This window comes from Streptomyces shinuiensis (assembly GCF_043660855.1).
GTDB lineage: Bacteria > Actinomycetota > Actinomycetes > Streptomycetales > Streptomycetaceae > Streptomyces.
This window is the reverse complement of record NZ_JBIHML010000001.1, coordinates 2,806,846-2,832,109: the sequence shown is the minus strand read 5'-3', so window position 1 is coordinate 2,832,109 and position 25,264 is coordinate 2,806,846. Positions and strand designations below refer to the sequence as shown.

The window sequence follows — 25,264 nt, the reverse complement described above, 5'->3', positions numbered from 1 at the left end:
TGATAACGGGTGTCCAGCATCGCCCCGGCAGGCCGCGGATGTCCCCGCCGACCGGTTTCGGGTCCGGGTCCGCGCGCTGCCCCCGGAACATCCGAAGGTGCCGCGGGGGTGGCCACAAGCTTGGCTGAAAACGTACCCTGTGCCAGGCGGTGCGCGGTCGACTGGCCCCCAGTACGGCAGCGCGTCATCACGATTGACGTGGGTACACGATTACCTACGGCACAAGGGACCGAGCGGGCGAGCGGCGACCGGGTTCCGGCGGAACCCGGCGACTGGCCCGCGCGTCCCACGCAGTGGGAACGAGGCGCGTCCTCGTACGCGCCGAGAGCACCGGAGCACGGCAGGCAGATGACCGCCGGGCGATACGGCGGTGCGGGCGAGCACGAGCGGCGTCCGGCGTGTGCCGTCACGCCGCGTTCCGCGCCCGGTTCACGAAAGCCCCGGCCACGGCCGCGGAGAGCAGCACGGTGACGCACTGCCCGGGGGCCCGGGCGCGGTCACACGAGATCCACAGGTGTAACAGGTGTGAAGGACCGGAAGACCGTGATCGGCCTCCGGTCCTGCTGAGTCCTTGTCAGTGTGCTTGTCGACGTATTTGTCGATCCATGGCGTTACGGAAAGGAACGAGCGCTGATGCGCGAGATCCTCGGAAGGCGACGCATGACCCGCTGGGCGCTGCGCGACGCGGCGCTCGTCTGCGCGACACGGTGGGGGTGGCCCGTGCTGCCCGGTGTGGCGCTGCGGGAGTCCAGGCGCCTGACCGCACGCCAGTCGGGGCAGCCCCGGGGGCGCTGCTCCTGTCCCCGGCCCGACTGCGTGGTGCCCGGCGCCCACCCCTTCGATCCCGAACTTCCGGCGGCCACCACCGACGAGCGCATGGTGCGCTGGTGGTGGACCAACCGCCCCGACGCGCCGATCCTGCTGGCCACCGGCGGAAGCGCCCCCTGCGCGCTGAGCCTCCCGGCGGCCGCGGGAGCCCGGGCGCTGGAGGAGTTCGACCGGCTCGGGCTGCGCACCGGCCCGGTGATCGCGAGCCCGACCCGCTGCACGCTGCTGGTGGCGCCGTACGACCTGGAGGAGCTGGGCGAGTTGCTCCACGCCCAGGACTGGGTGCCCAGTTCGCTGCGGTTCCACGGTGAGGGCGGCTACGTGGCCCTGCCGCCGTCGCGCACCGGCGCGGGGCAGCTTCGCTGGGAGCGGCCGCCGGCCGCGCTGGGCGTCGGCGCCCGCGGCACCCTGCGCGGGGGCGGTGTGCCGTGGCTGCCGAGGATGGAGCCCCTGGTGGACGTACTGGTGCGGGCGAGCGCGGCCGTTCCGGACACGGGCAGCCGGCTGGCGTACTGACCGGCCGGGTCCCGCGGGTCCGGCTCCCGCTCACTCGTACGGGTGACGGTGCGTCGGGGTTGGAGGGAAACAGGCGGTCTGTCCGCCGGGACGCCTTCTTCGCCCCGGTATGTTCGGCCTGCCGAAGAGTCCCTTTCCTCCAGCAAGTTGCAGGTGGACCGCCATGCATGAGCCGCGGCAGCGCGCCTCGAACCTCCGTGTGACCGCGCTCGCCGCCGGGGTCGCCCTCGCGGCGGTCCTGCCGCTCACCGCCGCGACCGCCGGGTCGGACGAGCGGCGGCCGGGCGACGGACGTACGGCCGTCCCCACCGCCGACGCCACCGGCACCACCGACCCCGCCACCGGATCCGCGGCCGAACCCTCCCCGTCGCCCCTCCCGCACGGCCTCCTCTCCCCCGAAGCATCCGGCGCGGACCTGCCGGAGACCTCCGTCGTCTGCGGCCCCCGGGCCGTCTCCCCGCAAGGGGTGCGGGCGCAGACCTGCGTCCTGACGCGGGACGGCGCCGTCTGGGGGCGGATGTACCACCGGAACACCACGGGCGAGGCGCTGTACGGCGCCCTGAGCCTGCTCGGCCCCGGCGGGCGGGCGGTCGTCGTCCCCTGCGAACTGCCCGCCGGAGACCGGGCGGGAGTGTGCGACACTCCGCACCGGCGCGTGGAGGGGGACTCCCCGGACGGCGGGCCCTACACGGCGGTGGCGGAGGTCGCGGCGCCGGACGGGGAGGGGCTGCTGCTGCGTTCCGGCAGTGAGGCCGGGGGCGCCGGTGAGGCCGGGGACGGCAGCGGCGGAGACGACACCCGATCCGCCGATCCCTCGTGGGAATAAGGGAGTTGAGCGGCCGTCCGCATGTGTCGAACCCATATGCGGGAAGTGCGGACATGAAAAGACCCGGTCGCTGGCGACGGGGGATGCACCAGCGACCGGGCTGTAAGAACCGTAACAAGTAACGGCCCGTTCGCAAATTCCACCGATGTCTTCCGGCCGCCGGTCTACCTGCGGGTACGGTCCGCTGTGACGGGAATCACTTGCCCTTTTCCTCTCGCGCCGGCCGGAATTCGTCTGTCAGTTGAGAGTGATCTGGCGATTTGTGAATCCGCTGCGCGCCCGGCGCTCCTCCGCGGTGAGCGGGTCGGTGGCCTCCAGCGCCTCGGTGAGCCGTTCCGCGAAGGCCGCGGCCGGCTTCTCGCACTCCTGCGCACCCATCGCACCCGGCAGATCCCACACCGGGACCATCAGGCCGTGCGCCCGGAAGGAGCCGACCAGCCGCGTGCCCTCGCCGAGCGACGACGATCCCGCCGCGTGCAGCCGGGCGAGCGCGTCCAGCAGCCGCTCCTCCGGGTGCGGCATGACCCAGCGCAGATGGTTCTTCTCCGGGGTCTCGCACCAGTACGCGGCCTCCACCCCCTCCAGCCGGGCGGTCGGCAGGGCGGCGGAGTTGGCGCGCTCCAGCGAGGCGGCGACCTCCGGGCTCTGGTTGCCGGCGTCCTCCACCCAGAACTCGAAGCCGCTGTGCACCTCGGGCACGAAGGGAGCGTCGAGGTCCAGCAGGTCCTGCAGGCGCGGGGCGCCGGCGGGGATGCGCTCGGCGGCCACCGGGGTGCCCGGCTTCGCGGTCATGGCCCGCCGCAGCACATCGGCCAGATCGCGGCTGATGTCGCCGGAGGGGGTGTCGTTCTGCACGCCCAGCAGCACGGCCCCGTCTGCGCGGCGCAGCGCGGGCCAGGCCATCGGCAGGACGGTGGCCAGCGTCACCGAGGGGACGTCCTCGGGCAGGCCCTCCCTCAGCTTCAGCGGCACCGTCGCGGCGGGCACCAGCTCGCGCAGCGCCACCCAGTCGCACTCCCCGGGCAGCCCCTCGAACGGGCGGCGCACCAGCTCGGTCACCGCCTGCGCGGCGGCACGACCGTGGCAGGCCTTGTAGCGGCGGCCGGATCCGCAGGGGCAGGGCTCGCGGGCGCCGACGACGGGGATCTCACCGTCGGCGGGCTGCGGCTTGGCGGCCTTGGTCTGGGGTCGGCGCTTCTTGGCCATGGGGTGGGGTCTCCCGGTCGTGCGGACGCTGTCGGCGCGAGCCTAGCCCTTGAGGCCGAGGCGGCACGCGTACGCGGGAGAGACCACCCGGAACGACTACGTCAGAGGTCCTCCAGGCCCTCCAGCTCCGACAGGTCGAAGCGCATCGAGGAGGCGAACGCGTCCTTCTCGGAGGGCGCCACCACCGCCCACACCGTCACTGCGCCGTGGCCATGGCCGTGCCCGTGGCCGTGTCCGCGCCCGCGACCGCCGCGGTCGTCGCGCACACCCCAGTCGCGGGCCAGGGAGGTGATGATCGACAGCCCTCTGCCGCCCCGCGCCGTCACCGACGGGTTGGACGGCCGGGGTCTGGTCGGGCCCCCGCCGTCGGTGACGGAGACGCTCACCCCGCCGTCGGAGGTGCGGCCCCAGGCCGCGCGTACGCAGTCGCTCACGCCGATCGGCCTGGCGTGCCGGTACGCGTTGCTGAGAAGTTCGGAAAGAATGAGAACCGCGTCGTCCACGACGGCTTCGGGCGTACCGGAGCCGAGAAGCTCCGCGCGCATCCGGCGTCTCGCCGCACCCACGCCCGCCGGACCGTGGGGTACGGCCATCGTCGACGACGTCGGCGCCTCCTGTGCAACCACCAACGCCACCCCCGAGACCTCCTTGTTCGCCCCACGCCACGTGATGGATGCCCTTTCGTCCGACGGCGGAAACCGCCCGAGCCGGTACCGTGACGCAGCCCTCACCGCCCGTTCACCACCGGCGGACCCGGATGCGCCGTAGTGCGCGGGCCGCCCCGGCCCCGCCCGGCCCCGCCCGGCCCCGCCCGTCCTCGCCCGTCCTCAGTCCCGGAACATCTCGTCGAGCTGGGCCAGTACGTGCCGGGGCCGGTTGGTGATGATGGCGTCCACGCCGAGCAGCGCGCACAGCTCCACGTCGGCCGGGTCGTCCACCGTCCACACGTGCACCCGGTGGCCGGCGCGGTGCGCCCACGCCACGTACTCGGGGTGGTTGCGCAGGATCCGGATGCTCGGCCCGGCGATCCACACGCCCGGCGGCAGCCTCCCGTCGCGGTGGCGCGGCAGCAGGAACTGCATCAGGTAGACGGTGGGGAGCCACGGCGCCGCGGCCCGTATCCGGTGCAGGGAGCGCGCCGAGAAGCTCATCACGCGCACGGGGATGCCCGGATCGTGACGGGCCAGCACCCGCAGCAGCTCGTCCTCCACCTGCCCCGCCCAGCGGGTGGGGTGCTTGGTCTCGATGGCCAGCTCCACCCGGCGCCCCGCGGAGGCCTGCTCCTCCACCAGGCGCAGCAGCCGTTCCAGGGTGAGGACGGAGGTGTGCTCGCGGCTCTCGGTCTCGGGCGACTCCTCGTCGCTGAGCCGTCCCTTCCAGGAGCCGAAGTCCAGCTCGGCCAGTTCGGCCAGCTCCAGCGAGGAGACGGCGCCGCGGCCGTTGGAGGTACGGTTGACGCGGCGGTCGTGGACGCACACCAGGTGCCCGTCGGCGGTGAGCCGCACATCGCACTCCAGCGCGTCGGCGCCGTCCTCGACGGCCCTGCGGTACGCGGCCAGGGTGTGTTCGGGGGCGTCCTCGGAGGCCCCGCGGTGGGCGACGACGGAGATGGGGCGCCGGGATCCGGGCGACTCCCGGGGCTGATCAGGGCTCACCGCGTTATGGTGCCACCCCGCCCCGTGCGCGGCGGTCCGGGCGTCCGTTCGGACGGGTGCGCTTACGCCGGTCTGACGTGCGGTGGGAGAAGCTTGACGCCATACACCTGAATACGCACGCCGTCCCCGGAAAGACGTGCGACTGTCGTGTACCTGAGGAGAGAGCTGTGAGCACCGAGAACGAGGGCGCCGCCGGCGAGCACGCGGCCGACGCCCCCGTGCCGCACCCGCCGGCCGACCGGTCCGCCGCGAACGGCGCCGCCGCGCCCAGGACACCGAACGACAGCCCGCCGGAGGACTACGACCTCCAGGCCCCCGCGCCCGCTCCCGTTCCCGAGGCGGCGCCGGGGGACGAGTCGACGACCGTCCTGCGGAAGATCGAGCCGGAAGGCTCCGAGCCGGCGTCCCGACCGGCAGCGCAGCCCACCGCCCAGCCCGCGCCCCCCGCCGCACAGGGCCACCAGGCACAGGGCCACCCGGCCCCGCAGCCCCCGCAGGGGCACCACACCCCGCAGGACCCCTCCGCCGCGCAGCAGCAGCCTCCCGCCGCACAGCAGCCCCCCGCCGCGTACGTCTCCCCCGCCCCCCACCCCTCCGCCGGGCAGTGGGGCGCACCGGGCGGCGGCTACGACGGCTACGGCACCCCGCCGCCCGCCCCGGGAGCCCCCGGCGCACCCGGTACCCCCGGCGGCCCGGCCTCCCCCTGGGGCGCGCCGCTCGCCTCCCCGCCGCCCCCGGAGGGCCAGAAGAGGAAGCGACGCTTCGGCGGCCTGATCGCCGCCGTCGCGGCGGCGGCCCTCCTCGCGGGCGGCGTCGGCACGGGCGTCGGCTTCTGGGCCGCCGACCGCACGGACCGCGGCTCGACGACCATCTCGGCCGACGGCGGCGTCGGACAGGTCGACCGCGCCCCCGACTCCGTCGCCGGCATCGCGGCCAAGGCCCTGCCCAGCGTCGTGACGATCCAGGCCGAGGGCGGCGGCGAGAGCGGCACCGGCACCGGCTTCGTCTACGACCAGCAGGGCCACATCATGACCAACAACCACGTGGTGGCCAGCGCGGCCGGCGGCGGCGAACTGACCGCCACCTTCTCCGACGGCCGCAAGTACGACGCCGAGGTCGTCGGCCGGGCCCAGGGCTACGACGTGGCGGTCATCAAGCTGAAGAACGCCGGCGGTGCCAAGCTCACCCCGCTGCCGCTCGGCAACTCCGACAAGGTCCAGGTCGGCGACGCCACCATCGCCATCGGCGCCCCGTACGGCCTGTCCGGCACGGTCACCACCGGCATCGTCAGCGCCAAGAACCGCCCCGTCGCCTCCAGCGACGGCCAGGGCTCCAAGGCCTCCTACATGAGCGCCCTCCAGACCGACGCCTCCATCAACCCCGGCAACTCCGGCGGTCCCCTGCTCAACGCCAAGGGCGCGGTCATCGGCATCAACTCCGCCATCCAGTCGGCCGGCGGCGGCCTCGGCCAGGGCGCGCCCGGCAGCATCGGCCTCGGCTTCGCCATCCCGATCAACCAGGCCCAGCGCGTGGGCAAGGCCCTGATCGAGACCGGCGAGCCCGTCTACCCGGTCATCGGCGTCCAGGTCGACCTGCGCGCCCAGGGCAACGGCGCCCGCATCATCGAGGACACCGACGACGGCAGCGACCCCATCACCCCGGGCGGTCCGGCCGACAAGGCGGGCCTGAAGCCGGGCGACGTGATCACCAAGCTCGACGGCGTCCCGATCGACAGCGGCCCCACCCTGATCAGCGAGATCTGGTCCCACGAGCCGGGCGAGAAGATCTCGATCACCTACATGCGGGGCGGCGAGCAGAACAAGGCCGAACTGACCCTGGGTTCCCGCGAGGGCGACTGACGAACCGGCTAGGCTGTCCCCACGCCGTACCGCACGGCGCGGCGTGGGGAGGCTTGCCCGAGCGGCCTAAGGGAACGGTCTTGAAAACCGTCGTGGCAGCGATGTCACCGTGGGTTCAAATCCCACAGCCTCCGCCGAGGTCAGAGGACTAGCAGGTCAGATGGGGTGCCCCTCACCAGGGGCACCCCTTCATTGTTGAAGCTGTCTCACCCTGGCCCGCCGGTATCCCGGCTTTGATCAGTGCATGTGGACCATTTGTGGACCACGGGTGGACCGCTCTCACCTGTTTTCTTCGTCCTCGTCGGCGTCCCTCAGCGCCCGCTCGATCTGCTCGTTCGTCCGCTGCTGACTGCCGTGGATCACCTTGGCGTAGAAGCGGAAGAGAACCGCGATGCTGTGCCCGGCCCGGCGTGCGACCTCGGCGGGGGCCACTCCGGATTCGAGCCAGAGCGAGACCCCGGCGTGCCGCAGTGAGTACGGCACGTCAGCGAGGGGCGAGGAAGCTTCGGCTTCGGAGAGGACCGCGAGCCGGGCAGCCTGCCAGGTCTCGCCGTACTCCTTGGACAGCACGTGGCCGCCCCGCTGTGCGCGGAACAGCCGGCCATCCCCGGCGGCCCCGTACTCCTTCACGTGGTCGCGCAGCATGCGGACCAGCACGGGCGGGATGGGCACGGAACGGGTTGCCTTCCTCGCCCGCCGCTTCAGGCCGCGGGTGTCGAAGGACTCCCCGCTGTCGGTCCAGCCGGAGCCCACACGGGGTGTGCTGCCGGAGAGCACCAGTTCGCCCCAGCCCTTTTCCGGTAGGGAACAGGCCGACAGGCGCAGGTCAGTGACCTCGGACGGGCGCATCGCTGCGTAGTACAGGCAGCCGAAGAAGGTATGCAGGTGCCGACCGCGCTCACCCTGAGCGCCAACGGCGGCGATCAGCTTCTTGGCGAGCCGGGGCCCTGGCACGAACCGGAAATCCACTTCGTCGTCTGTCTCCGGCGCCTTCCAGTCCACCTTGCCCAGAGGCACCGTCGCCAGGAATTCGCGTTCTACGGCGTAGCGCAGGGCGTTGCTGAAGACGGTGTGCTTGCGGTGGATCGTGTTCGGAGCGGCGGCTTTGCCGTCCAACCTCACCGCCAGGGCCTCAAGGGCGGACCGCACCACCGAAGGCGTGTTCAGGTCACTGACCTTCACGGACTTCCGGGCGATCCACTCCAGCGCGGCGGCGATCTCCGCCGGGGCTTCCTCGGCCTCCGTGCGGGGCTTGAGGGTGCCGTTCTCGTCCAGGTAGAAGCGGAAAGCCCAGGAGTACAGTGCCGCCCGGAGTACACGGGGCTCCGGCGCACCCCGGCTGTCGGTCACCAGCCGGGGGGTGATGGTTGCCAGCCCATCGGCGATGCTCGCGCGGTGCTTGGCCGAGGCGCTGGGCCACTTCATGGCGGCATAGGCGCAGGCGTGGGCGTACCAGGTGGGGGACTGGGATTCGTGAAGTTCTGAGCCGGGCAGACCAGTGGCGGTGTCGAACTGTTCACGATTGCGCAGGGCCGTCAGCAGCTCAGCACGCCGCCCGTCGGCCTGGGCCTTGAGCTTGTAGGACTTGGAGTGTGCCTGTGGCCCCACCCGCCAGCGCAGTTGATAGGGCTTGGCCCGGTTCTCCCGCTTGCGGATGCCCCAGATCTGTACGTCGTAGGTCAGCACGCGGCTTCCTCGCAGGCATCGAACCAGACGTCGAGATCGGAGCGGCGGACGCGTATCTGCCCGTTGGGCAGCTTCAGGCACTTCGGGCCCTGGCCACGGGCGCGCATGCGATAGAAGGCGGCCCGTGACATCCGCAGCTCATCGAGGACTTCCGCCAGGGTGAGCGTCTGATTCCGTACGGGGGTCGCGGTGGTCACAGCCAGGGGACTCCTTCGGTCTTGATGCGGTCGGCTTCTTCGAGGTCGTGGCGGGTCTGCGCAGCGAGGAGTTCTTCGCCGGGGCGATAGCCGGAGGCGAGGTAGGTCCAGGAGGAGTCGGTGACGAGGGTGGTGTCCTCGTCGGTGAGGTCGCGGCCGTCATCGGCTCGGGCCTGTGCCAGGCGCCATGCGCGGCGGACGTCCCGCAGGGCGGTGAGGGTGGTGGAGTAGGCGCGGGACTTGGTGGAGAAGTGGCCGCGGAAGCCGAGCATGTGGGCCCACTTCCAGAGCTTGAGGCCGGCGAACTCCGGCAGGTGGCCCAGCGCCCAGGCGGTGCGGATCATCTGCCGCACGTGCTGTCGTACGCGCAGCTCGGGCAGGGGCTCGGCCTGTCCGGTGCCCTCGCAGTGGTCGCACAGGTCGCGGAAGCGGTCGGGGCCGGTGGTGTAGCCCTGCCCGGCGCAGGGGCGGCAGACCAGGGTGCGGTCGATGGTGCCGGAATCCTCGACAGCGCTCTTGGTGGCGTACTTGGCGACGTAGGCGGCGACCTTGTTGTCGGTGAGTTCGCCGTCGCCCAGGGCGGTGATCTCCCTGATGTCGAGCCGCTTGCCCCATTTGATGGTGTGGTCTCCGACCGTGTCGGACTCCACGGTGATCTCGGTGTCCTTGACCGCATCGCGGATGGCTTTGGTCAGCATGTCGGCGGTGGCGCGGGCGGGAGGTGCGGTGGTGTGCCCGTCGGGGCCGTCGAGGCGGATCACGGCGTGGAAGTGGACCAGGCCGCGCTTCTGGTACTCGGCGACCTTGGCGAAGGAGACGCGCAGAGCGGCGTTGAACTGCTTCATGGTCAGGCCCAGGCGCTTGGCGAGCTTGCGGCGCAGGTAGATGGTGAAGCGGGCCCACAGGGCACCGGCGTGGGCGTTCCACAGCACCGCGCCGGTGTAGTCGTAGGTGGCCGGATCGAGCGGGGTGCCCAGGACAGGGTCGTCTTCGCGGTGGCGTCGGCCGCACGGGCAATCGAGCACCCGGCCCGCGCTGGTGGTGCGGATGCCGTGGACGTGCCCGAAGGAGGGAGCGGTGAGGGTGACGAACACGCGCGGGTGGGAGCGCACGGCCTCGGGGACGTTCTTGCCGCCGGACAGTCCGGCCTTGATCAGGTGGTAGGTGTCGGCGGCGTAGACGCGGGAGCAGGCCGGGCAGCGCGAGGCGCGGCGGTTGCCACAGGGAGTCAGCAGGCGTCCGGTCGGCTCGTCATCGGTGGTGTAGGAGCGGACGATCGTGTCGGTGGTGGTGTCGGTGGTGACCGTCCAGCCACGGAGGTTGACCGGGCGGGCGCAGCCGCGCATGGCGCGGACCTGTTCCACGACGCGGTCGAGGTCGCCGAGGTTGGCCAGCTCGACCAGGTCCCGCACGGCGGGGCTGATCACGTGGCGCAGGTCCAGGAGGCGAGCCATGAGTTGCGGAGTCTCCTTCCTGGGGTGAGAGTGAAAAGACGCGAGTGAAGTGGTTACGGACAGACCCGCCGGGCGGCAGTCGTGGACGAGACGGTTGCCGCCCGGCGGCATGCCAGGCCGAGCCCGGTAAGGCTTGGACAGCGGGAGAGGCGTCGGGAAAGGCCGGCGGGGAGGGTCAGGCCGTCAGCGCCGCGTGAAGGGCGTTGGCCATGGGCAAGCCGACACCGAGCCGCCGCTTGAGCTGGTCGGCCGTGATGGGCTGGCCGTGTTCGGCACAGTGGGCTTCGGCGATGGAGCGTGCTTCGTTCAGCAGCGGCTCAGGCACCTTCACCGCAGACCGGGCGACGGGAGCGGGCGTGGCCGGACGGGCGGCCAACACCGGGGCCGGAGCGGACGCAGGGGCCGAGGCCACGGAGACGGGTGTCACCTCCGGTGCGGACTCGGCAGAGGCCGGAGCAGATACCGGGTCCGTCTGGTCAGCGGTGGCGGGTCCGCCGGAGGGCACCGGGGCCGGTGCCGGTTCGGGCGCAGCAGCCGGAGCCGGGGCGGCAGCGGTGGCAGTGTGGAAGGCCCGCAGGAGTTGGGGGCCGACCGCGCCCCAGCCGAGCAGCAACAGGGGAGCGACAGCATCCACGGCGGCACGGCCGTAGTGGCCGGTGATGAGGGGTTCGGCGACGTTGAGGGCCAGGGTCAGCAGGCCGGAGAAGTGCATCAGCCGTGTGGCCGCCGTCATCTGCTCCGCGGGCACGCCGCGCAGGGACAGGTAGCGCAAGGCCACCAGGAGGCCGACCACCGACAGGTCCACCATCGGGGCGATCAGCGGGGCGATGGGGGCGGGGACGCCCAAGCGCAGGGCCAGGGCCCAGACGTTACCGAAGGAGAACACGAACGCCAGGGCGGCGATGAGGCACATGACCACGGTCACGGTCCGCTGAGTGATCCGGTCCTCGGACATCAGAATTCACCTCCTTCCAGCAGCGAGCAGGGGCAGGGTTGTTGGGTCAGGCCGCCAGGGAATCCCCGCCGTCGGCGGAGTCGTCGTTCTTGGTGAGCAGAATGCGGCGGACCTCACCGTCGGCGAGCTGAGCGGTCAGCAGGTCGGTGGGGTCGGCGGTGAGGTGGGCGGTCGCCTCGGCGATACGGGCGGCCTGGTGCTCGTTCACGTACGGGGTGCGCAGACGGGTGAAACCCTTGCGGCCACTGAGCTTCATGACCGCGACACCGACGTAGGCCGGGTCCTGCAACTCGGTCGGGTCGGCATCCGGCCAGTTGCGGATGTCATCGCCGAGCGCGGCCACGGACGCGTCCGTGGTCTTCTGCGCGAAGGACAGCCCCACCGGGCACACGTCCCGGATGAAGGTGGGAATCGCATCGCCGGTGGCCTTCTGCGTGGCGAGGATGACCAGGATGCCCACGCTCCGGCCCTTGCGCACCAGCTCTTCCACCAGCCGGGCATTGTCGGCCGCCAGCGCCGCGAGCCGCTTGGTCTCCTTGTCCGAGCCCTTGCGATCCCGCATGTAGGTGTGCGCCTCATCGATGATCAGCACCACCCACGGCCACGCCGCCGACGGGCCGATGTGCCACATGTCCCTGCGCCCCAGCACGGCCTTGATCGCGGACGAGCGCGCGTCCCGCAGCCGCACCAGCCGGGCGAACAGGGCGTTCGCCGCTTCCAGGTCGTCACCGACGAAGGCGAACAGGCGGCCGAGTACATCGGCGTAGTCCCCCTCGTGCGCGGCCGACACCTTGCCGTCCGCCACCGCGAACTGCACCGCGGGCGAGGGTGCCCAGTCACACAGGAACCGGTTGACCAGCGAGGTCTTGCCGAAGCCGGGCAGGCCGGCCACGGTCACGCCGGGCACCTCGGCCAGATCCACGCTGACGGGCTGGGCGTACTCGTCCACCCCCAGGTGCCACCGGGCCAGTTCCTTGGGCACCTTGCCGGTCGGTGTGTGCGTGGTCCGCGTGATGAGCGGATCGACCCGCACACCGCGGACCACCACCTGACCGGGCTTGTCCGGCACCACCGACACCCGCGTGCACCGCCAGGCGTCCGCCAGGTACGGGGCGGCCTTCTGGAACTCCTCCAGCCCCACCTTCGGCAGGCAGCTCGCCCGCACCACCACCCCGAACCGGTCCGGCTTCACCTTCAGCGCCGGGATCAGCACCCGCGGCTTGATCGGCTTGCCGTCCACACTCGCCACGGTCGCCAGGGCAGTGGGCGTCCTGTCCGTCACGGACAGCCCCGCCATCGGGGCCAGCCTCCTCCAGGTGCGGCGCACCCGCACCGCCTGACGGATACTGGCCCGCATCATCGTGTCCGCCAGCGCGTAGCGGACCACCCACACCACCGCCCACACGGTGATGAGGGTCAGGCCCGCCCCGACCAGGACCGGGGCGTAGCCCATCACCTCCTCCAACGTCACTTCACTGCCTTCTTTCGTGCTCGGATCGCGGCAACACGATCACTCCAGGGAATGTCAGGACCGGCGATGATCAAGCAGGTCTCCGCGCTGAGAAGCGCTTCACCAGGCGAAAAGCCCTCGCGCTCCCACACCGCTGCGATCGCCCGAAACTTGTCCCTGCGCGCAGCATCGGAAGCGGTGGAGCCCGTCACGCCGCCAGGTCCTCCGGCTCATCGCTCTCCGGCTCGGCCTCATCGGCCAGCTCCAGCAAGGCCGCGCGGTAGGCGACGCCGTCGGAGAGCTGACCGTTGAAGATCCGCGCCCACGGGGTGGCGAACAGCTCCACCGGCCGCACCGGTACCCCCGGCTTCAGGCCGACGGGCAGACCGTCCTTCGGGACGGTGATCTTCATGGCCTCCGCCCGCTCGTCCTCCATCAGGAACACGGTGACCGTGTACAGCGGCTGGCCGGTCTCCCGGTCGGTGGCGATCTGGGTCTTCTCCTGATCGGCGTACTTCGGCACCGGGAGGGTGCCGACCATGAACTTGGTGGAGGGCAGCAGGCCGACGCGGATACGTGCCATGGATGAATGTCCTTTCGGATCAGTGCCGCTCGTTGCGGCGTGGACACAAGTACACCTCGCACTGCTAGCAGTGTCAAGTGACATGTGATGGCTGGCTAGGTGCGGATAGGGGGGTGCCATGGTCGGCGGTCTGTGCTAGGGCTGCTAGGAGTGGCTACCCTGGCAGGTATGAGCCCCGCTAACTCTGCTAAGCCGGATCGTCGGCCGCCGTATCAGCACGCAGCCGACGCCATCCGGCGCGAGATCAGAGCGGGCCGGTACAAGCCGGGCGAACAGCTCCCCTCCTACCGGGAGTTGCAAGAACGCTTCGGTATCGCCAACATGACCGCGCGCAGCGCCTTGAACGTGCTACGCGACGAAGGGCTCGTCTACACGATCCAGGGTCGGGGCAGCTTCGTTGCCGACATCGACGAGTCCGGTATCGACTACACGCCGCCCGCCTGGTATCTCGCCGGAGAGAAGCGGGAAGCCGCTCCGCCCGACACCGACACCGAGGGCACCGGTGATTTCGAGATCGACTACTCGCCGCCCGCCTGGTACCGCAAGATTCAGGAGGAAAAAGCGGCGTCGGGCGCAACACCTGAAAAGCGGGGCGGGAAGGCCGGCGACATTGAGTTCGCCGAGGCGATCGCCCATCTCATCGCGCTGCGCGATGAAATCCGTCGTCTGAGCACCGAGCACCAGGCCCTCAGGCGCGAGGTCGAGGAGCTGAAGGGCCGAGTTCGGACGGAGAAGGAAGAGAAGCCCTGACCGCCTCCAGGTCCTCGCGCGTCGCCGCTACCTCTTCTCCTATGCGCTGAACCATGGCCGACATCTCCCTGACAAGCGCCATCACCTCAGCCATGCCCCCGTGAACGCTCGGATTCCCTTCCCCGCCGTGCGCTGCGTGGCCATCCATCTCCGCCCTCTTCTCCCCGTGCTGTTCCATACTTCCGCACCCACTCAAGCGCACCAGGGCTTGCCCAAAGGCTTGCCCAGCGCTTGCTCGCCGCGATGGGCAAGCCCTCCACGTCGGCGGGCAAGCCGCCCACTCGCAGCCACCTCCAACAGCCTGGCCCGCTGACGCACCGATCGATGCGGCCGATCCCGCAGGACGGGCAACCGCGTCACCAGGTCCAGCCTGAGGCGACAACGATTCGCCGCCGCATCCCACCTCACGCACCCGATACCTCCGCTTGCTCGTCCACGGCGCCCCATAAGGGTCCGGAAAAACGCCGGTTTGGCTAACCGGTGATCTCGTGCTATATAAGGGCACCCCTGGTTCCAGGCCCCATTGGGAGGGCCGCTTATAGAGGTGTGCTTTCGAGGCGCTGTGTGACATGGCGTCGATGTGGCGCAGGTCACTCATTCGCACTCCTTGTCCTCGGCGTGATCGACAGAAGACCGCCAATAGCGGATGCAGCGGAAGCGGCCGACCTTCTGGCCCGCCCCACTTGCTACAGGTGCCGGAGGCCGTTCCGGTGTGACGCAGAGTGACGCACATCACATCCATTTCCTGACGCCCTCCACGTGCTCCGCATTCCATCGAGATCTCAGGCGGAGACAGCAGGCTCCCTGCGCCTCCGGCGCGAACCGGCCTCAACCGCTACCGGCATGCTGCATCCACCGGGCTGTGGATAAATTCAGCCGACCCGCGAGACAAACGAGGCAAACCAGCGCAAAATCTCATGAGATAGAGCAAGCAGGGGCGCGAAGCGCCAAGATTGAGGGAAGCAGCGCCAGAACGATTCGCAGAAGGCGGCCAGGGCCGAGCGGCCACGGCGCTGTTAAGAGTTTCTTTACTGGATCAAGAGCGGCCCGCCAGAGGCGGGCCGCGCGCTGGCGGCCGGGGGCCGCCACCGCTCCTGTCTACCGCCCCGCTGGCGGCGGCCCCCGGCCGCTCAGCGCGCAGCCCGCAGCGGCGTTCCAACCGAACCCAGGAAGCAACCCCACCAGAGCCCCGCCGCACCACCAGCCCGCCACCGTCGAAAGCCCCAGCGCGGCAGCCACCACCAGGCGCACACGTACCCGCAGCTCAGCTCCGGCCGTAAGCGAGGTGGCCGCTCGCGGGTGGCCGGCCATGTCCGTGGCCGGGGCGACCGGCCTTCGCGGCTTTACCCACCTCCCCGGACCGGGACCCGCGTCGGGCACGGTCAGGGGGCCAATCGGCCGCAAACGCGGGCAGGCCACAGGCCGCCCGATTTCGCCGGGCAGCGTACGGCCCCCTGACCATGCCCGACCCCAGACCGGGCAGGACACCGGCCAAAGCCGCTCCGGCCGACCGCGTGCCCACCGCACCCCTCCCACGGGCGGGGAGAGCACCAGCCCCGCCCCCGCGCAATGAGAGACCCCGCCGCCGTAGGGACCCTCTTCCCCGGTGGCAAGGCGGCGCTGGTACTCACGTCCCCGAAGACGGCAGGTAACTCACCAGCGTTGCTGGTTCAGCTCGTTGTAGACCTCGGCGCTGGTCGGCCGGTCGGCCGGCACGGGGCTGAGCATCTGCTCGATGAGCTTGCCCAACACCCCCGGCACCGTCACCGGGCGGTGGGGGCTGTCCACGATGGCCTGTCGCTGCACCGTTCGTGGTGCGTCATCGGGGTAGGCCACGTGACGCCGGCCGGTGGCGCTGATGAGCAAGGACGCACCCAGCGCATACATATCCCCCTGCATGGTGGGGACGGCGGTGCCCGACGCGAGGACGCTGCGGGAGATCTCCGGGCTTTCGTAGTGGACGAGGCAACCCCGATAGGGGAAGTCGTACTCGGCGGGGACTTCCCCGCCGCAGGCCAGAGCCAGGTCGATCAGGTGCGCGCCGCCGGGGCCGATGATGAAGTGCGCGGGCTGGATATCGCCGTGAACCCACCCTTGGGCGTGCAAGGCCGCCAGCGCTTCCGCACACGCTGCCGCATGGGCCAGGCCAGGTGTCATCGGAGTCTCACCGGATCGGCATGGCTCCCACAGGTCGTACAGGTTGCGGCCCTCGCGCCACGGCTGGACGTTCCACGTGCCGTGCTCCCAAACGCCGTAGAGCACGGCATCACAGGTGATCTGCCGCAACACCGCACCCTCACGCGCGGGTGCCAACGCGGTCCACGGCTGCGCGGGCCAATCGCGCGTCGCGGCGATCGGGTAACCGAGCTTCACAGCCCACCGGCCCCGCTCGTTCCCCACCTCCCAGACGGTGGATCCACGCCGGTTCAGCACGAGGCGTCTGGTCACCGGGGCGAGTGCTTCCACGACACTGAGGGGCAGATCGTAGGGGTCGGGATGGGTCATCGGTCCAGTCCTCCCAACAGCGTGGCCGACCCCCGCGTCTGGGAGTCGGCCACGCCTTCACGTCATCGGTTGGAGACTAGCGGCGCTCAGGCCGCCCCGTACGGGCGTCCGCAGTCCGCGTCGCACTGCGCGGCGCTCTCCCCATCCACGGTCCACAGCTCGTCCATGACCACGAAGCCCGCCGCCTTCATGGCGTGCGCGCTGGCCGTGACAGCCTCCAGCGTCCGGCCACCGCCGCCGGGGGCCGGGTTGTGGTGCAGGAACCGGCCCGCGTGCTGCTGGCAGAATTCCGCGTACTCCTTGGTGTGCAGGATGAAGGCGTGGAGTCCCATGTCAACGTCGTCCGACGGGACCATGGGCACAGTAGCCGTGGCGACGGTTGCAAGGAAGGCGACCGCCTGGTCCGCGATGCGCTCGGCCTTCTCCCGCGGCTGCCCGTCGTGGGCGACGACGAAGTGAGCGAGGCTGTCGAACAGGTTGTCGCTGACGAGCGCGCGGCCCGTCCGCAAGTCGTTCGCTGTTGCGGTCATGCAGGTTCCTCCTTGGATGGATGGTGCACTGCTTTGCCGGCCCGCCCCGGTGAGGGGCGGGGAACCACCCGCCCTGGCCACGGCTGTCCTCCTGGCGTGACCAGGGCGGAGTCTTCGAACCGGTGCGGAGTGGCCCGACTACGTGCCCAGCGGGTGCTGCGCCGGGCTTTTCGGTTCCTCTCGCGCCGCTCGGTTGTTGATGCCGAACCGGCTGTGCTCTCCGGTCATGCCAGCCCTCTACACGCCGATGAGCTTGCTCAGGCCGGGGCCGGGCAACGTGGGAGTGCCCTTCACCAGATACGCGGTCCTGCCTCTGGCGGTCGCGGCCAGGGCCTGCCGGATGCGCCGAGCCTGGTAGGGGGCGGCGAAGTTCTCCAGTTCGGTCAGGGACACCCACCCGCTTGCCCGGAAGTCGTCGGGGACCTCCAACTCGGTGTCGTTGTGGAACACGCCGCAGTCGAAGACGTAGTTGACGCCCTCGGCCGAACCGCTGGCCGGGTCGGCGGGGATGAAGTCCACCGCCGCAAGGTGCTCCGGCTCGACCCGGAGGCTGGTCTCCCGCTCCACGATCCGCACGCAGGCGTCATGGGGCCACTCCCCGGCCTCAGCGAGCCCACCCGGCAGAATCCAGCCCGGTTTGTAGGCCGGGTTGAGCATCAAGACCGCGCCGTCCTGGTTGAGACACAAGGCGAGGCACCCGTACCGCCGACCCGGCGGGGTGGTGAAAGACGGGGGAAGGGACACGGCACTCCTTGTCGATGGTTCTGTGGTCCTGGAAGACCCCCGCCCCGAGGGGACGCAGAGCGCACACCTGTTTCAACCCAGAGGGCGGGGGAGTCTTGCGGCGGTCTATGCGGCCGCGTAGCTGCGCCGGTACACCCGTAGCTCTTCGGTGATCGACGGCACCAGCGGGCCGGCTATCAGGAAGTAGTAGGCCGTCTCGTCCTGGGCGGTGACGGTGTAGGGCCAGCCCTCCCGCAGCACCCCCAAGGCGTTCTCCTGCTCCGCCTCGGCACGCGCCCACTCCCGCAGAACTCCGCCGGGATCAGGACCGCCCTCCGCCTCGACAGGATGCAGGCAGGCTGACGGCAACCACGGGGCGCCAGGGTCGGGGTCGAGCGCCCTGGCAACCCGCTCCGCCTGCTCGCGCATCCACCGCACCGCAAGCCGCGGAGTCGGGGCCAGATGCAGGCCCAGCACGATCCGGGAGGACCGGTGCGGGATGCTGGCCGACAGCTCGCACCAGAAGCGCACCCGGGTGTCGGCCCACATCACAGCCCCCGGCTGGCGTGGTTCGCGGCCTTCACACGGGCGCTCAGCAGCTCGGCCTGCGTGGCCGGGCGGAGTACGTCGGGCAGGGCCGTCCACTCGCGGCCTCCGCCGATGGGGCGCAGGAGGTAGTACCTGGCTTCCTTGTCCTGGAACTCGCCCACGGTCTTCCGGATCTCGTCGTAGAGCACGTCACCCTTGGCGGGCTCCTCGGCGGCCATGATCTTCACGCTCCCTCGCTCCCCCAGGACGTAGGTAACGGCCCTCGCGGGTGGATACACCGCGCGGTCCGATCGGCTCATACGGCTAGCCAACACGGACAGCTCGGATGGGGGTACCGTCAGTAGGGGTGTCGAAGGGTGTCGTTTCCGCTACCCCTTGTCGTGGAGGCTGTGAGGATGAAGACGCCGAACGAAAGGCTCGTGCACTGGCTGGCCCGGTCCGGGATGAGCCGGGGAGAGCTGGCCCGGCGTGTGAGATCGAAGGCGATCGAGTGGAACCAGCCGCACATTTCGCCGGATACGACACGTGTTCGCTGTTGGCTCCAAGGCGAGACGCCGCGTGCGCCGCTGCCGGACGTTATCGCTGACGTGTTCTCGGACCACTTCGGATACCGGGTCACAACATACGATCTCGGCTTCGGTGACGGGGCGTTGGCCGACGCGGCTCTGGTCTACGACACTTCGTTCGAAGCTACCGTGAGAGCAGTTGCCGAACTCGGGAGAGCCGACGTGGATCGACGCAAGCTGCTTACCGCCGCGCCCTTCGCTGCCGTCGCTGGAGTTGAACCCTCGCGCGACTGGCTGATGAACACGCTCGACCAGGAGCCCACGTCCGGGCCCCGCGTCCGCCTGGAGGATGTGACGGCCGTCAAGTCGATGTTCGAGACTTTTCAGCGCATGGACATCTTCCAGGGCGGAGGGTCCGGGCGTCTAGTGCTGGCCAAGTACATGACCAGTCACGTCTACCCTCTCCTCTCCAGGACGCATACACGGCGCGTCAGGCGAGCCCTGTGCGAGGCGGCAGCCGAACAGACTTACCTCCTCGGATGGATGGCCTACGACTCCGGGGAGCATGGCATCGCTCAGCGATACCTCATTCAGGCACTCCGCCTGGCGGAGGAGTCCGGGAACTCTGCGCTCGGCGCCCATGTGCTCGCCGGCATGGCTGACCAGGCGACGCTGCTGGGGAACCCACAGGAAGGGCGGCGCTTGGCTCAAGCCGGGCGACACGGGCTCTCGAAGACGGACTCCCCGGCCTGCCTGGCGGACCTGTGGTGCTTGGAGGCCCGGGCCCTGGCCAAGCTCGGAGACACGACTGCCGCAAGCCGAGCGGTCGCCAAATCCGAGTCCGTCTTTGAGCGTGTGAGGCCCGAGGAGGAGCAGGCGTGGGCGGAGTTCATCGACCCTGCGTACCTGCATGGCGAGCACGCGATGACCTTCAGGGATCTGGGGGACCCGGAATCGTCGGAGGTGCACGCCGTGCGGTCGATCGAGTACGCGCACGCGCAGAAGCGGGCCCGGCGGGGTGCCATGTCTCAGGCGGCGCTTGCCGTCACCCACCTTCAGCGGCGCGACCTCGACTCGGCGTACGCGGTCGGTCTGCGGACGCTGAAGCTGGCCGGTCAGGTCAAGAGCACGCGGGCTGCCGATGCGGTGGAAGACCTTCAGCGACGCATGAGGCCCTTCGGGAAGAACCGGCTCGTCGCCGACTTCAACGACCGGGCCCGCGAGGTGGTCAAGGCCGCGTAGGGCTCTGCCAGCACAGACCAGTAATCCAGTCCCATTCATCAGAGCCGTGGGCCCTCGGTGGACCGCAGTGTGGTCCGGTGGTCATCCGCAATGTTGACAGTGCAGGCCGGGAAGCGTGTGGCGGGCGGGGCCGCACCTCTTGAGAACTGTCGTGGTGGCGATGTCATCGTGGGTTCAAATTCCACAGTCTCCGTCGAAGTGAACAAATTAGCAGGTCAGAAGGAGGTGCCCCACCGCGGGCACCTCCTTCGTCGTTGGCCCTATCTGATGTCACAGATCGACCGCCATGCGAGAACCAAGCACATCTGAGATGGAGGCCAGAGCGGTGAGCTGGGCCTCTTCTCTGCGGTAGAAGCTTGCGGCTAGTTCCTTCTGGCGACTGAGGGAGATCTCCCCGTTCGCATCTACAGGAACCGTTACCTGCACATTAACCTTCACATTGCGCAGGCTTGCCCGAAACACCCGATCAAATCCGTAGGTGTTTCGAGTCATCCTCAAATAAGCCAACAGATAGGCGGGATCAAGTCGACTATCCAGGATCTCGGCGCGTCCGCAATGGTCCGTCGTTGCGAAGCGTTCGCCAGCTGGAATCAAGTTCCAGTCAAAAATTCCGTCGATCCCCCATAGCAGTGATGGGTACTTGAAGTCCTGTAGGTTTGAGGACTCGACATGACCAAAAGGGCTGCGAGCGTTCGCGCTGTAGACCGGAACGCCATCCGTGACGTGCTGACTGCGCAGCACGCGATTTCCAATAGACAGGCGGAAGAAGTTTTCGTCGCCAAGACTGATCGTGATGCTAGGAGGGGCGCAGAGGAATGGAAACCTAGCCTTGTCGAGAGTCTCGTGGACCTCTCTTAGGCGCGCTTGTGCAGCTTCGATACGGCGAAGCTTGGCCCCTACCTCCTTCATCCGATCAAGGTCGATATCGCCTGTCGAAGTTACGGGAACCTGAATGACCTGCTCTAGCGCAGTCTGAGGATAAATCTTGGTGTATTCATTAAGACGGCCGTCCACCCGCCGACCTACCGCAGCTGCCACAAGTTGAGGCTCCATGGCGAAGCGAAGGTAGGTTAGGTCCGCTCGGTTGATAACTGGCTTGGGGATAAGCACACCGCGGTCCCGGTTAGCAGAGAACCGGCCTTCGACTTCCTGCACGCGGCCACCGTAGCCGTTCATAACCCAGGTGAGGAAGCGTCCTTCGAATTCGTACTCGTCTACATATCCGAAGGGTTTGACGAGGGAAGCCGAGAATACCGGGTACGGGCCAGGGTGCGCATCCATGTAGTCTCGGATGAACTTAGCCCTGCCATTCACAGCTTCAAAGAGGTCGCCGATGGGGAACTCTGAGTAGGTCGTCACCCCAGCTCCTTCAAAAGGTCATCCAGGGCTGTACGGGCATCTCCGATCAGAGCCCGGAAAGCATCTTGGTCTACTTCAAAAATCTCCTCAACCACCCCCAGGTCGACCTTCTCTTCATGAGTCCAACTGCGATCTACCAGCCAGTTGGATAGCCCGTTGAATCTGGACCAATCGATGATTTTGCAGCGAGGGTCCGAAGAATCATAGCCCGCAGGGGCGACCTTGAAATAGGTGAACTCTCGCACCATCGCGTGCAAGTCGTTCGCCTCGATCGCCACTCGGCGCGTGTCCCTGGATTCGCCGATCTCAGATACCAGGTACGTGAAGACCGGGGATTTCTGCTCCTCTGATGCGATCTTCTTTTTCAAACCCAGGATGTAGGTTTTCTTCGGAGTTGAATAGAAAGTTCTGCTCGGCAGCGCAGCCACGCATAGAACATCACACTCCTCCTTGATGTAGGCAAGGATTGGCTCCTGGTTGAGTAGACCGTCAGGAACCACAATGAAAGCTTGGCCGCCGGGCTTCAAGTGGCGAATAATCCACTGCATGGCGAGAGACTCAGTGCCTCGACCTCCGGCAGTGTAATAGTCGCTCAGCGAGGACGCTTCAATCGCATTCTTGATACTTGCAGATCCGCTGGTTACATATGGGGGATTGGTTAGGATCAGGTCATAGACCTCATCCTCATCCACCCGCTCATAGGTCCCCAAGTTCGAGCGAATTAGCTTGAATACCGAGTTGAAGGCGTTGGTTGAGAACTCTCTCAGATATGCTTCCGAATGGTAAGAGGCCAAAAGGTCCGACAGGTACACAAGCATGTTGGCTTTTGCCAGGATGATTGTCCTTTCGTCGTCCTTTTCATCTGACCCTTTGTCGTAGCCGCGAATCTTGATCCGAGGGTTTACTTTCCCCTTCTCGGGAATGAACTGATCCCTCAGGTTTTGGTTTTCGGCGATTGCTTCGAGAAGGAAGCCGCCTACCCCGCAGAAGGGATCGCAGAGGCTATCGCCATCACGGAGCGCGCCAGCGTTGGACATACGGACGATCGCCTGGACGACGTTGCGCGGGGTGAAGTACTGGCCCAACGAGCGAATGCCGGCCTGCTGACGTAGGAATGATTCGTACAGTCGCGTCTTAAACTGGTGATCGATGTATTGAAGAGATCCGTTCTCGTTGTCGTATTCTTGAAACGCCCGGATTACTTCGCCAAAAAGCCCGGCTTGTGCAAAGTTCGGTTTGCCGGCTTCGTTGACGAAGATGGTTCCATTGATGACCGTAGTTTGGTCTTCTCCCTTGGGGAAGAGTTTCCGAATGCGATCACGCGTGATGTTCCCGTAGTGGTGCAGTGCCTCCTTGTCGCCTTCGGTCGCGAGTAGTTCGACTATCTGCCTAAAGGAGTAATTTCCAGCCAGTACTCCGATGTCGCTTAGGAATTTAAAGAGGAGGATCTCTACGACGTTATAAAGGCACTTCTCCGGCTCCTTGCCGGTGTTGATCCAAATTTTCTGCCAAACCTTCTTGGCCAGTCCACTTGGGTCAATGATGTGGTGTTCTGTGAGTTTATTGTTCTCCTTGGTTAGGCTCGAGTCTGCCAGGTCGATTAGCTCGACAATCCTAGCTTCATCCTCTGGGGAGAGTGCCTTGTCTTCGATCTTGGGGATGTCGAAGTGGAATGTGAGCGGATTTCCGAATTCGTCCAATACGGGCTGTTTGGTTAGTGCGTTATACCAGTACGATCTCTTGCCGTCGGTGATGATCAGAAGTTTGCATACTGCCCTTGCGATAGGGCTGTAGTGCTCGACAATTCCAGGCAGCTTGGAATTGGTGAGTTCTTTTGGGCGCTTAGCCTCAATTACCGCCTTGATTCCTCCCATGGGGAGGAAGACGATGCCGTCGGGCTTGCGGAGAAGTTCATCTTCTGCCAACTTTGAGCGAATGAACTTGCTCTTCCGCAATTGCGAGAGGGTGGTGCTTCCGAGAGTCAGGTAGCCGAACCGACCCAGCTTCCTCGCGTTGCGCAGTACCAGGTCTTCGCTCATCGTCATTCCAGTCGTATGTCAGGTCAAGTAAATGTACGGTCCGCAGAGTCTTGCACGGCTCCCGGCTGCGCCACAAGTCGCTCGGGATATGTGTCACACCGCGCGTCAGTACCTACTGAGGTTGAACTCGTGGAGTCGTAGGGGCTGACGACTCCTCGCCGGTGCGGTATCACCGGAGCATGCGGTATCCACAAGGGGGCGGGCTGACCGCCGAACGGCAGCAGTTCCGCGAGGAGTTACGGCTGAAGGCCGCCGAGAGGTTCTCCCAGGGCGAGGCGAGCTCGGTGATCGCCAGGGACCTGCGGGTCAGCGTCCGCTCGGTGCAGCGGTGGCGGCGGATGTGGGATGAGGGCGGTCCGCGGGCTCTGCGGTCACAGGGGCCGGCATCGTTGCCGAGGCTGAGCGAGAAGCAGTTCGCCCAGCTGGAGGCGGAGCTGGTCAAGGGGCCCGCCGCGCACGGCTGGGAAGACCAACGCTGGACACTGAGCCGTGTGAAGACGGTGATCGGCCGACGCTTCCACCTGACCTACACGGTCCAGGGCGTGCGCAAGCTCCTGGTGCGCAACGGCTGGTCCTGCCAGGTCCCGGCCCGACGCGCCGTCGAGCGGGACGACGAGGCGGTGGCCGGGTGGGTCAAGGAGGTATGGCCCTGCGCGGAAGACTCGCGGCGGCCCGTGGTGCCTGGCTTGTCTTCGAGGACGAGGCCGGATTCTCCATGACGCCGCCGCAGGCGAAGACCTGGTCACAGCGCGGCCGGACCCCGGTGGTGCGGGTCCGTGGCCGTTCCCGCAGACGCATATCCATCGCGGCGCTGACCTGCTACAAACCCGGCCACCGGTCTCGGCTGATCTACCGGACACGCCGGGACGACGGCCGTCGCGACGGCCGCAAGAGCTTCTCCTGGCGCGACTACCGGGACCTGCTGATCGCCGCCCACCAGCAGCTCGGCGGCCCGATCGTGCTCATCTGGGACAACCTCAACGTCCACAAGGCCGCCGACCTGCGGGAGTTCGCCGAAGCCCGGGACTGGCTGACGATCTACTACCTGCCGCCCTACGCACCCGACCTCAACCCCGTCGAAGGGATCTGGTCCCTCCTGCGACGCGGCTGGCTCTCCAACGTCGCCTTCTCCACCCCCGAACACCTCGTCCAGCGCATCCGACACGGCCTACGCCACATCCAGTACCGCAGCCACCTCATAGACGGCTGCCTCGCCGAGACCGGCCTGGCCATCAGAGCCACCTGAGCAACCCAGCGACATCACGAGTTCAACCTCAGTAACGGGTCGGGTAGTGCCCTCTCGGTCGTCCAGTGGCGCCGCAGCCGCAGCGGCAACGACCGGACACCTACGCCTCTGGTGGCTACGCTGAGCTCACCATGTTGTGAGGTGCGCCAAGGGCTGGGGCCGTACCCAACTTTACGGATCGGAAGGCACAACAGTCGCTCACGCCACTGTGCCCCGGAGACTCCAGTGGATGACTGCGGGTGCGGAACCAGTCGCGCGAGGCCGACCCAACTCCGAGGAGTGATGGTGTCGGCTTGAGCCCCCGACCAGAGACTGGTTCGAGAGCGGACCTGCGTTGGGCAGAGCCGATGGACCTCGTGTGGACCACGGCGTCCGCGGACGGTGCGAGCCTGGTGTGTGATACCCGCTCCGCCCCAGGTGGGAGGTGCTGAGACGGCTTGCCTGGGCGGCCTAAGGGAACGGTCTTGAAAACCGTCGTGGTGGCGACACCACCGTGGGTTCAAATCCCACAGCCTCCGCACCTCACAACGGCCCCCGACCAGCCCACCCGGTCGGGGGCCGTCGCCATCCCCGCCACCCGCCGGTGGTTGTCGTCTCCTG

General features: G+C 68.2%; 23 protein-coding genes and 1 tRNA gene. 7 read left to right on the top strand and 17 right to left on the bottom strand.

Going from position 1 to position 25,264, the window contains the following annotated elements; translation table 11 throughout:
* Positions 1-633: 633 nt before the first annotated feature.
* Both ACGRHY_RS12790 and ACGRHY_RS12785 read left to right on the top strand, forming a co-directional pair.
* Positions 634-1,344 (top strand): bifunctional DNA primase/polymerase, encoded by a 711-nt coding sequence (locus ACGRHY_RS12790; RefSeq protein ID WP_394635466.1) that lies wholly within the window; start codon positions 634-636, stop codon positions 1,342-1,344.
* Between the two features lie 163 nt (positions 1,345-1,507).
* The gene (locus ACGRHY_RS12785; RefSeq protein WP_394635465.1) at positions 1,508-2,170 is read left to right on the top strand and encodes a hypothetical protein; all 663 of its coding nucleotides are present in this window, start codon (positions 1,508-1,510) and stop codon (positions 2,168-2,170) included.
* Between the two features lie 237 nt (positions 2,171-2,407).
* Here ACGRHY_RS12785 and ACGRHY_RS12780 read toward each other — a convergent pair whose 3' ends face one another.
* The 3 genes from ACGRHY_RS12780 to ACGRHY_RS12770 form a co-directional block, all read right to left on the bottom strand.
* On the bottom strand, positions 2,408-3,376 hold the full coding sequence (locus ACGRHY_RS12780; protein ID WP_394635464.1) for a DUF5926 family protein: 969 nt from the start codon (positions 3,374-3,376) through the stop codon (positions 2,408-2,410).
* 101 nt (positions 3,377-3,477) lie between these two features.
* The gene (locus tag ACGRHY_RS12775; protein WP_394635463.1) at positions 3,478-4,011 is read right to left on the bottom strand and encodes an ATP-binding protein; all 534 of its coding nucleotides are present in this window, start codon (positions 4,009-4,011) and stop codon (positions 3,478-3,480) included.
* 192 nt (positions 4,012-4,203) lie between these two features.
* A complete protein-coding gene (locus ACGRHY_RS12770; protein WP_394635462.1) occupies positions 4,204-5,031 on the bottom strand; it encodes a glycerophosphodiester phosphodiesterase in 828 nt (275 codons plus the stop codon).
* 167 nt (positions 5,032-5,198) lie between these two features.
* Between ACGRHY_RS12770 and ACGRHY_RS12765 the strand changes: the two genes are divergently transcribed.
* Both ACGRHY_RS12765 and ACGRHY_RS12760 read left to right on the top strand, forming a co-directional pair.
* Positions 5,199-6,890 (top strand): S1C family serine protease, encoded by a 1,692-nt coding sequence (locus ACGRHY_RS12765; RefSeq protein WP_394635461.1) that lies wholly within the window; start codon positions 5,199-5,201, stop codon positions 6,888-6,890.
* A 47-nt stretch (positions 6,891-6,937) separates the two neighbouring features.
* Positions 6,938-7,024, top strand: a tRNA-Ser gene (locus ACGRHY_RS12760).
* A 145-nt stretch (positions 7,025-7,169) separates the two neighbouring features.
* On the opposite strand, the gene ACGRHY_RS12755 is transcribed toward ACGRHY_RS12760, so the two are convergent.
* The 7 genes from ACGRHY_RS12755 to ACGRHY_RS12725 form a co-directional block, all read right to left on the bottom strand.
* Positions 7,170-8,576 (bottom strand): tyrosine-type recombinase/integrase, encoded by a 1,407-nt coding sequence (locus tag ACGRHY_RS12755; protein ID WP_394635460.1) that lies wholly within the window; start codon positions 8,574-8,576, stop codon positions 7,170-7,172.
* A complete protein-coding gene (locus tag ACGRHY_RS12750; protein WP_394635459.1) occupies positions 8,570-8,773 on the bottom strand; it encodes a helix-turn-helix transcriptional regulator in 204 nt (67 codons plus the stop codon). The genes ACGRHY_RS12755 and ACGRHY_RS12750 overlap by 7 nt, the downstream gene beginning before the upstream one ends.
* The gene (locus ACGRHY_RS12745; protein WP_394635458.1) at positions 8,770-10,227 is read right to left on the bottom strand and encodes a replication initiator; all 1,458 of its coding nucleotides are present in this window, start codon (positions 10,225-10,227) and stop codon (positions 8,770-8,772) included. Before ACGRHY_RS12745 ends, ACGRHY_RS12750 begins: the two co-directional genes overlap by 4 nt.
* A gap of 175 nt (positions 10,228-10,402) precedes the next feature.
* Complete coding sequence (locus tag ACGRHY_RS12740) at positions 10,403-11,182, bottom strand: DUF2637 domain-containing protein (protein ID WP_394635457.1); 780 nt, start codon at positions 11,180-11,182, stop codon at positions 10,403-10,405.
* 46 nt (positions 11,183-11,228) lie between these two features.
* Entirely contained in the window at positions 11,229-12,653 is a 1,425-nt protein-coding gene (locus ACGRHY_RS12735; protein WP_394635456.1) for a P-loop NTPase family protein, read from the bottom strand.
* Positions 12,650-12,844: a hypothetical protein gene (locus tag ACGRHY_RS12730; protein ID WP_394635455.1), complete on the bottom strand. Its 195-nt coding sequence runs from the start codon at positions 12,842-12,844 to the stop codon at positions 12,650-12,652. The genes ACGRHY_RS12735 and ACGRHY_RS12730 overlap by 4 nt, the downstream gene beginning before the upstream one ends.
* Positions 12,841-13,215 (bottom strand): SCO3933 family regulatory protein, encoded by a 375-nt coding sequence (locus ACGRHY_RS12725; protein ID WP_394635454.1) that lies wholly within the window; start codon positions 13,213-13,215, stop codon positions 12,841-12,843. Before ACGRHY_RS12725 ends, ACGRHY_RS12730 begins: the two co-directional genes overlap by 4 nt.
* A 168-nt stretch (positions 13,216-13,383) precedes the next feature.
* Between ACGRHY_RS12725 and ACGRHY_RS12720 the strand changes: the two genes are divergently transcribed.
* Entirely contained in the window at positions 13,384-13,965 is a 582-nt protein-coding gene (locus tag ACGRHY_RS12720) for an SCO5717 family growth-regulating ATPase (RefSeq protein WP_394635453.1), read from the top strand.
* A 1,653-nt stretch (positions 13,966-15,618) separates the two neighbouring features.
* On the opposite strand, the gene ACGRHY_RS12715 is transcribed toward ACGRHY_RS12720, so the two are convergent.
* From ACGRHY_RS12715 to ACGRHY_RS12695, 5 genes are all read right to left on the bottom strand, one after another.
* Positions 15,619-16,470, bottom strand: a complete 852-nt coding sequence (locus tag ACGRHY_RS12715; RefSeq protein ID WP_394635452.1) for a protein kinase domain-containing protein — start codon at positions 16,468-16,470, stop codon at positions 15,619-15,621.
* A gap of 86 nt (positions 16,471-16,556) precedes the next feature.
* Positions 16,557-17,000: a glycine-rich domain-containing protein gene (locus ACGRHY_RS12710; protein WP_394635451.1), complete on the bottom strand. Its 444-nt coding sequence runs from the start codon at positions 16,998-17,000 to the stop codon at positions 16,557-16,559.
* A gap of 237 nt (positions 17,001-17,237) precedes the next feature.
* Positions 17,238-17,744, bottom strand: a complete 507-nt coding sequence (locus tag ACGRHY_RS12705; protein ID WP_394635450.1) for an NUDIX domain-containing protein — start codon at positions 17,742-17,744, stop codon at positions 17,238-17,240.
* Positions 17,745-17,849: 105 nt separating this feature from the next.
* Positions 17,850-18,272, bottom strand: coding sequence for a hypothetical protein (locus ACGRHY_RS12700; RefSeq protein WP_394635449.1), 423 nt, complete (start codon positions 18,270-18,272; stop codon positions 17,850-17,852).
* A complete protein-coding gene (locus ACGRHY_RS12695; protein ID WP_394635448.1) occupies positions 18,272-18,499 on the bottom strand; it encodes a hypothetical protein in 228 nt (75 codons plus the stop codon). The genes ACGRHY_RS12700 and ACGRHY_RS12695 overlap by 1 nt, the downstream gene beginning before the upstream one ends.
* A gap of 129 nt (positions 18,500-18,628) precedes the next feature.
* Here ACGRHY_RS12695 and ACGRHY_RS12690 point away from each other — a divergent pair, with 129 nt between their 5' ends.
* The gene (locus ACGRHY_RS12690) at positions 18,629-20,020 is read left to right on the top strand and encodes an NsdA family TPR-like regulatory protein (protein WP_491630961.1); all 1,392 of its coding nucleotides are present in this window, start codon (positions 18,629-18,631) and stop codon (positions 20,018-20,020) included.
* A gap of 270 nt (positions 20,021-20,290) precedes the next feature.
* Here the strand turns inward: ACGRHY_RS12690 and ACGRHY_RS12685 are convergent, their stop codons facing one another.
* Together ACGRHY_RS12685 and ACGRHY_RS12680 are read right to left on the bottom strand one after the other, a co-directional pair.
* The gene (locus ACGRHY_RS12685; RefSeq protein ID WP_394635447.1) at positions 20,291-21,379 is read right to left on the bottom strand and encodes a restriction endonuclease subunit S; all 1,089 of its coding nucleotides are present in this window, start codon (positions 21,377-21,379) and stop codon (positions 20,291-20,293) included.
* A complete protein-coding gene (locus ACGRHY_RS12680) occupies positions 21,376-23,418 on the bottom strand; it encodes an HsdM family class I SAM-dependent methyltransferase (protein WP_394635446.1) in 2,043 nt (680 codons plus the stop codon). Before ACGRHY_RS12680 ends, ACGRHY_RS12685 begins: the two co-directional genes overlap by 4 nt.
* Positions 23,419-23,597: 179 nt before the next feature.
* On the opposite strand from ACGRHY_RS12680, the gene ACGRHY_RS30265 reads away from it, so the two are divergent.
* A protein-coding gene (locus tag ACGRHY_RS30265) for an IS630 family transposase (protein ID WP_491630960.1) occupies positions 23,598-24,664 on the top strand; the annotation gives its coding sequence in 2 pieces (ribosomal slippage) (positions 23,598-24,041 and positions 24,044-24,664; 1,065 coding nt in all).
* Positions 24,665-25,264 lie beyond the last annotated feature (600 nt).